The 7,741-nt window shown below is 70.0% G+C and carries 8 protein-coding genes; 1 reads left to right on the top strand and 7 read right to left on the bottom strand.

Annotation, left to right across the window (positions count from 1 at the left end; genetic code table 11):
- From AC1DUQ_RS13560 to AC1DUQ_RS13540, 5 genes are all read right to left on the bottom strand, one after another.
- A partial coding sequence (locus AC1DUQ_RS13560) for a DEAD/DEAH box helicase family protein (protein ID WP_477073958.1) occupies positions 1–736 on the bottom strand: 736 nt, incomplete at its 3' end.
- Between the two features lie 45 nt (positions 737–781).
- Positions 782–1,420 carry a pyroglutamyl-peptidase I gene (gene pcp, locus AC1DUQ_RS13555; protein WP_477062158.1) on the bottom strand — a complete coding sequence of 213 codons (639 nt, stop codon included), beginning with the start codon at positions 1,418–1,420 and terminating at the stop codon, positions 782–784.
- Positions 1,417–2,046, bottom strand: coding sequence for a dephospho-CoA kinase (coaE, locus tag AC1DUQ_RS13550; RefSeq protein WP_477073957.1), 630 nt, complete (start codon positions 2,044–2,046; stop codon positions 1,417–1,419). Before coaE ends, pcp begins: the two co-directional genes overlap by 4 nt.
- A gap of 80 nt (positions 2,047–2,126) precedes the next feature.
- Positions 2,127–3,632: a 30S ribosomal protein S1 gene (gene rpsA, locus AC1DUQ_RS13545; protein ID WP_056094506.1), complete on the bottom strand. Its 1,506-nt coding sequence runs from the start codon at positions 3,630–3,632 to the stop codon at positions 2,127–2,129.
- Between the two features lie 221 nt (positions 3,633–3,853).
- Complete coding sequence (locus AC1DUQ_RS13540) at positions 3,854–4,879, bottom strand: 6-phosphofructokinase (protein WP_477062160.1); 1,026 nt, start codon at positions 4,877–4,879, stop codon at positions 3,854–3,856.
- Between the two features lie 106 nt (positions 4,880–4,985).
- Between AC1DUQ_RS13540 and AC1DUQ_RS13535 the strand changes: the two genes are divergently transcribed.
- Positions 4,986–5,804 (top strand): class I SAM-dependent methyltransferase, encoded by an 819-nt coding sequence (locus AC1DUQ_RS13535; protein WP_477062161.1) that lies wholly within the window; start codon positions 4,986–4,988, stop codon positions 5,802–5,804.
- 22 nt (positions 5,805–5,826) lie between these two features.
- On the opposite strand, the gene AC1DUQ_RS13530 is transcribed toward AC1DUQ_RS13535, so the two are convergent.
- Together AC1DUQ_RS13530 and AC1DUQ_RS13525 are read right to left on the bottom strand one after the other, a co-directional pair.
- Positions 5,827–7,485 (bottom strand): solute symporter family protein, encoded by a 1,659-nt coding sequence (locus AC1DUQ_RS13530; protein WP_477062162.1) that lies wholly within the window; start codon positions 7,483–7,485, stop codon positions 5,827–5,829.
- On the bottom strand, positions 7,482–7,741 hold a 260-nt coding region (locus tag AC1DUQ_RS13525), incomplete at its 5' end, for a DUF485 domain-containing protein (protein ID WP_477073956.1). The genes AC1DUQ_RS13525 and AC1DUQ_RS13530, both read right to left, overlap by 4 nt.

Genomic DNA, 7,741 nt, shown 5'->3' with positions numbered 1-7,741 from the left:
CGGAGTGCACCACGTCCCCGGTGAGCGGGTGCAGCGTGGCGATCGCCTCGATCTCGTCGCCGAAGAACTCGATCCGGAYGGCSAGCTCCTCGTASRCCGGGATGATCTCGACSGTGTCSCCSCGSACSCGGAACGTSCCGCGSGTGAACGCSAYGTCGTTGCGGKTGTACTGCATGGTCACGAACTTGCGCAGGAGCTGGTCGCGGTCCACCTGGTCGCCCACGGAGAGCGTCACCATGCGGTCCACGTACTCCTGCGGCGTCCCGAGGCCGTAGATGCAGCTCACGGACGCGACCACGATGACGTCCCGGCGGGTGAGCAGCGAGCTGGTGGCCGAGTGCCGCAGGCGTTCGACCTCGTCGTTGATCGACGAGTCCTTCTCGATGTAGGTGTCCGTCTGCGCGATGTACGCCTCGGGCTGGTAGTAGTCGTAGTACGAGACGAAGTACTCGACGGCGTTGTTGGGCAGCAGCTCCCGGAACTCCGTGGCCAGCTGCGCGGCGAGCGTCTTGTTCGGGGCCATGACGAGCGTCGGACGCTGGACCTGCTCGATGAGCCAGGCCGTCGTCGCGGACTTGCCGGTACCCGTGGCACCGAGCAGCACGACGTCCTTCTCCCCTGCCTTGATGCGCTCGGTCAGCTCCTTGATCGCCTTCGGCTGGTCGCCGGACGGCGTGTACTCGGAGATCACCTCGAACGGCGCGACGGTCCGCTGGAGATCGGTGACTGGACGCATGCCACAACCGTACGTGCCACCACCGACACCCGCGTCGGCGGGAGGTCAGGCGAGCGTGCCGGCGGACTCCCGCAGGTCCGTGGTCGTCGACAGCGCGGCTCGCAGGAGGGCGTGCAGCGCCGAGGCCGCGTCGCCGACCTCCATCGACGCACCACCGTCGTCGACCTGGGCCGGCGTGCGCGGCACGTGCACGAAGCCGCTGCGGACCTCGGGCCGTGACGACAGCAGGTGCTGCAGCGCGTAGAACGTCGCGTTGCAGACGTAGAGACCGGCGGTGTTCGAGACCTCGACCGGAATACCGGCGTCGCGCACCGCTGCGGCGCACGCCTTGACCGGCAGCGTGGAGAAGAACGCTGCGGGGGCCCCCGCGATCACGGGGACGTCGACCGGTGCCGACCCGTCGACGTCCGGGATCCGGGCGTCGATCAGGTTGACGGCGACGCGCTCCACCCCGACTGCCGCGCGACCACCCGCCTCGCCGACGCACACGACCAGGTCGGGCGACGTCTCCGCGATCGCCACCCGCAGCTGCTGACGAGCTCCCCGGAACGAGACGGGGAGCTCACGCACCACGAGCTCGTGCGGCGCGGTCCACCGCGAGGCGAGCTCCTGGACCGCGAGCCACGACGCGTTCACACTCTGCCCGTCGAACGGGCCGAAACCGGTCAGCAGGACGCGCGTCACGGGGTCTCGGCCGCGAGCTCGTCCGCCCGCTCCACCGCGAGCCGGTCCCAGAGCTCGTCCACCTGAGCCCGCAGGGAGTCGTCGCTCCCGGTGCCGTCCAGCACGACGTCCGCGACCGCGAGCCGCTCGTCGTCGCTCGCCTGCGCCGACACCCGCGCCTCGGCCTCGTTGCGGTCCATGCCGCGCAGCCGGACCAGGCGCTCGACGCGCAGCACCGCGGGTGCGTGCACCACCACGAGCACGTGGAACGCGTCCGCCTGGCCGGTCTCGACCAGCAGCGGGATGTCGTGCACGACGACGGCTCCGTGGTCGGTCACCGCGGCGGCGGCCTCGCGCTCGGCGGAGMGCCGACGGACKACCGGGTGCACGATCGCGTCCAGTCGCGCCCGGGCCGCCGGGTCGGTGAACACGATCGACGCGAGCGCTGCCCGGTCCAGCGAGCCGTCGGCCCCGAGCACGCCGGAGCCGAACTCCTCGACGACCGCGTCGAGCCCGGCGGACCCGGTCGCCACGGCCTCCCGCGCCAGCACGTCGGAGTCGATCACCACCGCCCCGAGCTCAGCCAGTCGCCGTGCCGCGACGGACTTGCCGGCCGCGATCCCGCCTGTCAGTCCGATGCGTTGCATCCGACCATCCTGCCCTGCCTTCGACAGATACGCCGATGGCCGGCCACCTCGGAAGGTGACCGGCCATCGAGCGGGTGGGTTCAGTTACCCGTGAGCTTCTCGCGCAGAGCGGCGAGCGCCTCGTCGGACGCGAGCGTGCCCGCGGCCTCCTCGGTGGACGACGAGTACGTCGACGGCACCGGGCCGGCGGACGAGCTCGACGAGCTGGACGAGGACGTCGCACCCTCGGCGGCGCCGCTGGCGGCCTCCGCGTCGGCCTTCGCGGCGTCGGCGACCTGCTTGCGGTGCGCCTCCCAGCGCTCGTGGGCCTGCGCGTACTGCGCCTCCCACACCTCGCGCTGTGCCTCGAAGCCCTCGAGCCACTCGTTCGTGGCCGGGTCGAAGCCCTCGGGGTACTTGTAGTTGCCGGCGTCGTCGTACTCGGCCGCCATGCCGTACAGCGCGGGGTCGAAGTCCTCGCTGGCCGGGTCGAAGCCCTCGTTCGCCTGCTTGAGCGACAGCGAGATGCGGCGACGCTCCAGGTCGATGTCGATGACCTTGACGAAGACGTCGTCGCCGACCTGGACGACCTGCTCCGGGATCTCGACGTGGCGCACGGCCAGCTCCGAGATGTGGACCAGGCCCTCGATGCCATCCTCGACGCGCACGAACGCACCGAACGGAACCAGCTTGGTGACCTTGCCGGGGACGACCTGACCGATGGCGTGCGTCCGGGCGAAGGCCTGCCACGGGTCCTCCTGCGTCGCCTTCAGCGACAGGGAGACACGCTCGCGGTCGAAGTCGACGTCGAGAACCTCAACGGTGACCTCCTGGCCGACCTCGACGACCTCGGACGGGTGGTCGATGTGCTTCCAGGACAGCTCGGAGACGTGCACGAGCCCGTCCACGCCACCCAGGTCCACGAACGCACCGAAGTTGACGATCGAGGACACGACACCGGGGCGGACCTGGCCCTTCTGCAGCGTCTGCAGGAAGGTGGAGCGCACCTCGGACTGCGTCTGCTCGAGCCAGGCACGGCGCGACAGGACCACGTTGTTGCGGTTCTTGTCGAGCTCGATGATCTTGGCCTCGATCTCCTTGCCGACGTACGGCTGGAGGTCGCGGACGCGACGCATCTCCACCAGCGACGCGGGCAGGAAGCCGCGCAGACCGATGTCGAGGATGAGGCCGCCCTTGACGACCTCGATGACGGTGCCGGTGACGACGCCGTCCTCCTCCTTGATCTTCTCGATCGTGCCCCAGGCGCGCTCGTACTGTGCGCGCTTCTTGGACAGGATCAGCCGGCCTTCCTTGTCCTCCTTCTGGAGGACGAGGGCCTCGACCACGTCGCCGACCTTGACGACCTCACCGGGGTCCACGTCGTGCTTGATGGACAGCTCACGGGAGGGGATGACGCCCTCGGTCTTGTAACCGATGTCGAGAAGGACCTCGTCGCGGTCGACCTTGACGATGGTGCCCTCGACGATGTCGCCATCGTTGAAGTACTTGATGGTGGCGTCGATCGCGGCGAGGAAGTCCTCGGCCGAGCCGATGTCGTTGATCGCGACCTGCGGGGTGGCGGGCTTCGCGGGGGTGGTGATGCTCATGTAGGGATGGGCTCCGATGCGGACAGGGAAGTTGTACGGACTGAACGTGTGTGCCGGCGGCACGGTGACATGCGTGTGGTGATCGCGATCTGGTGGGACGCCCTCGACTCCCCGGAGAGAGCCCTCGCACGAGCAGTACGAGTGAGGACACGCCGACGCAACAGGGCGCGCGGCACCGCCGTCCACCCTATCGGGGTGACGATGGGCAGGTCAAAGCCTGATCACGCCAGGGCGCGCGCGACCGCGAGCAGCTCGTGCGGCACGTACTTGACCTTGCCGGCCACCTCGCTGAGCGGCACCATCACCACGGACTCGCCCCGCAGCGCGGTCATGACGTTCGACTGGCCGTCGGTCGCCGCGTCGATCGCCGCRACCCCGAAGCGCGAACCGAGGATCCGGTCGACGTGCGTCGGGATGCCGCCGCGCTGCACGTGCCCGAGCACGACGAGGCGGGTGTCGAAGCCCGTGCGCTGCTCGATCTCGAGCTTGAGGCGCTCGCCGACGGCTCCGGCGACGATGTCGCCGAACTTGCCGACCTGCGTCTCGTAGTCCATCGCGGTGCCCGGCGCGGGGACGGCACCCTCGGCGACCACGATGATGGAGAAGCTGGCGTGCGCGCGGTGCCGGTGCTTGAGGAACTTCTCGATCTTCTCGATGTCGAACGGCTCCTCGGGAGCCAGCACGATCTCGGCGCCGCCCGCGATGCCCGACGTCGCGGCGATCCAGCCCGCGTGCCGGCCCATGACCTCGACGATCATCACGCGGTTGTGGCTCTCCGCGGTGGTGTGGATGCGGTCGATCGCCTCGGTGGCGATGGAGACGGCGGTGTCGAAGCCGATGGACTGGTCGGTGCCCCAGACGTCGTTGTCGATCGTCTTGGGGATCGCGACGATCCGGATGCCGGCCTCGGCCACCTTGCTCGCGGCGTGCAGCGTGCCGTCGCCGCCGATGCAGATGAGCGCCTCGATCTTCTCCGACTCGAGCGTGGACAGCACCGCGTCCAGCCCGCCGTTGTCCGCGTGGGGGTGATAGCGGGCGGTCCCGAGCAGGGTGCCGCCGACCGCCAGCTGGTTGCGGATGTGCTCGCGCGTCAGGGGCATGCTGAGCCCGTCGACGACGCCGCGCCACCCGTTGCGGAAACCGGTGATCGTGTGGCCGTACTCGCCCTCGCCGCGCTTGACGACGGCGCGGATCGCGGCGTTGAGGCCGGGGACGTCGCCGCCGCCCGTGAGCAGACCGACTCGCACGCTGGCACTCCTTGATCGCGGGAACAACTGGATGGGAAGCGCGTCGTCGGGCTGCCTGACGACAGCGTATCCGCGCGGTCGGCGCGGCAGACGTGACACTGGTCCCATGAGCGACGACCACCTGGCCGAGGCAGGCTACCTCGACGTGCCGTCAGCCTCGGGAGGAGCTGCGAGCCGCGGCTGGTGGGACGCCAACGCCCAGGAGTACCTCGACGAGCATGGCACCTTCCTCGGACCGGCGGACTTCTGCTGGTGCCCCGAGGGCGTGCGGGAGAAGGACGCGCACCTGCTGGGCGACCTGACCGGGCGACGCGTGCTCGAGGTGGGCGCCGGCGCGGCGCAGTGCGCCCGCTGGCTCGTCGGCGAGGGCGTCAACGTCGTCGCCACCGACGTGTCCGGCGGGATGCTCGCCGCGGGAGCCCGGTACGACGCGGCGGTCGGGCGCCCGACGCCGATGGTCCAGGCCGACGCCCGGGCGCTCCCGTTCGCGGACGCCTCGTTCGACGTCGCGTTCACGGCGTTCGGAGCGCTCCCCTTCGTGCCCGACGCCGACCGCGTCCATGCGGAGGTCGCCCGGGTGCTGCGACCCGGCGGTCGCTGGGTGTTCGCCGTGACCCACCCGGTCCGCTGGGCGTTCCCCGACGACCCGGGCGAGGCGGGGCTGACCGCCACGCGGTCGTACTTCGACCGCACGCCCTATGCCGAGATCGGCGAGTCGGGACGCGTGCTGTACGCCGAGTACCACCGGACCCTGGGCGACCACGTGGCGGAGCTGGTGTCCGCGGGGTTCGTCCTCGACCGGCTGGTGGAGCCGGAGTGGCCCGCGGGTCACGACCGGACGTGGGGCGGCTGGGGACCCGTGCGCGGAGCGAGGCTGCCGGGGACGGCCATCTTCGTGACGCACCGCGGGCGGCCACCCGGGTAGGTGGCCGCCCGCGGTCAGTGCGTCAGTGCACCGTCGCCTTCTCGGAGCCGGCGCCGGTCAGCGACCGGACCTCCATCTCCGCGTACTTCTCGGGGTGCGGCGGTTCCTTGCTGAGGTAGGTGCCGACGATCCCGAGGACGAACGCGAGCGGGATCGAGATCAGGCCCGGGTTCTCCAGGGGGATCACGGCGAAGTCGACGTTCGTGTTCTTGATCATCGACAGGCTCGCGCCCGTCACCGGGTCGACCTTGCCGGACACCACCGGCGAGAAGGTGATGAGCACGAGGCAGGAGATCAGCCCGCCGTACATGCTCCACAGCGCGCCGGACGTGTTGAACCTCTTCCAGAACAGCGAGTAGAGGATCGTCGGCAGGTTGGCGCTCGCGGCGACCGCGAAGGCCAGCGCCACGAGGAACGCCACGTTCTGGCCGTTGGCGAAGATGCCGCCGATGATCGCGAGGATGCCGATGGCCACCACGGTGATCCGGGCGACCCGCACCTCGCCGTCGGGCGAGACCTCCCCGTGCTTGATCACCGAGGCGTAGATGTCGTGCGCGAACGTCGCCGCGGCGGTGATGGTCAGACCCGCGACGACCGCGAGGATCGTGGCGAACGCCACCGCCGAGATGACGCCCAGCAGGACGACGCCGCCCAGCTCGAACGCGAGCAGCGGTGCCGCCGAGTTCACACCGCCCGGTGCGGCCTTGATGGCCTCCGGTCCGACCAGTGCTGCGGCACCGTACCCGAGCACCAGGGTGAACAGGTAGAAGATGCCGATGAGCCAGATGGCCCAGACGACCGAGCGGCGCGCCTCCTTGGCCGAGGGCACCGTGTAGAAGCGCATGAGCACGTGCGGCAGCCCGGCGGTGCCCAGGACGAGCGCCAGCGCGAGCGACAAGAAGTTCAGCTGGCTCATGGAGCTGACGCCGTACTGCTTGCCTGGCGCGATGAGCGCCTCGCCGCCCTCACCGGCCGTGTCGATGGCGCCCTGGAGCAGGTCGGACAGGTTGAACCCGAACTTCGCCAGCACCCAGATCGTCATGATCGCGGCGCCCGCGATGAGCAGGATCGCCTTGATGATCTGGACCCAGGTGGTCCCCTTCATTCCGCCGACCAGCACGTACAGGATCATCAGCGCGCCGACGACGGCGATGACGAGCCCCTGCGCGGCCAGCCCGTTCACGCCCAGGAGCAGGGCGACCAGGCCACCGGCGCCGGCCATCTGCGCCAGCAGGTAGAAGAAGACGACCGTCAGGGTGGCCAGGGCCGCGGCCATGCGGACGGGCCGCTGCTTGAGCCGGAACGACAGGACGTCGGCCATGGTGAACCGGCCGGTGTTCCGGAGCAGCTCGGCGACCAGCAGCAGCGCGACGAGCCACGCCACCAGGAAGCCGATCGAGTACAGGAAGCCGTCGTACCCGTTGATCGCGATGGCGCCGCAGATGCCCAGGAACGACGCCGCGGACAGGTAGTCGCCCGCGATCGCGGTGCCGTTCTGCGGTCCGGTGAACGAGCGCCCGGCCGCGTAGTAGTCGGCGGCCGTCTTGTTGTTGCGGGAGGCGCGGAAGACGATCACGAGCGTGAGGAGCACGAAGGCGCCGAAGATCGCGATGTTGAGCGCGGGGTTGCCGATGTCCTCCGACTCGGCGGCTCGCAGCAGGCTGCTCAGGGAGGCGCTCATGCGGCACCCCCGTCCAGGGCGGTGCCGTCCTCGATGTGCAGGCGCAGCCGCTCCGCCACCGCGTCCTGCTTGGTGTTGGCCCAGCGCGCGTAGACCATCGTGATGATGAAGGTCGAGACGAACTGGCCGAGCCCGAGCAGCAGGCCGACGGTGATGTTGCCCCAGACCTTGGTCGCCATGAAGTCGTGCGCGTAGTTGGCGAGCAGCACGTACAGGAAGTACCAGGACAGGAAGAAGGCCGTCATCGGGAAGACGA

The sequence above is a fragment of the Cellulomonas sp. P4_B5_2 genome, assembly GCF_056402235.1.
The sequence above is the reverse complement of the archived record's forward strand: the minus strand, read 5'-3'. Positions and strand labels throughout refer to the sequence as shown.

Bases quoted from the DNA above. Each gene is read 5' to 3' on its own strand.
- AC1DUQ_RS13530 (WP_477062162.1), bottom strand. From the start codon at position 7,485: ATGAGCGCCTCCCTGAGCAGCCTGCTGCGAGCCGCCGAGTCGGAGGAC.
- rpsA (WP_056094506.1), bottom strand. From the start codon at position 3,632: ATGAGCATCACCACCCCCGCGAAGCCCGCCACCCCGCAGGTCGCGATC.
- AC1DUQ_RS13535 (WP_477062161.1), top strand. From the start codon at position 4,986: ATGAGCGACGACCACCTGGCCGAGGCAGGCTACCTCGACGTGCCGTCA.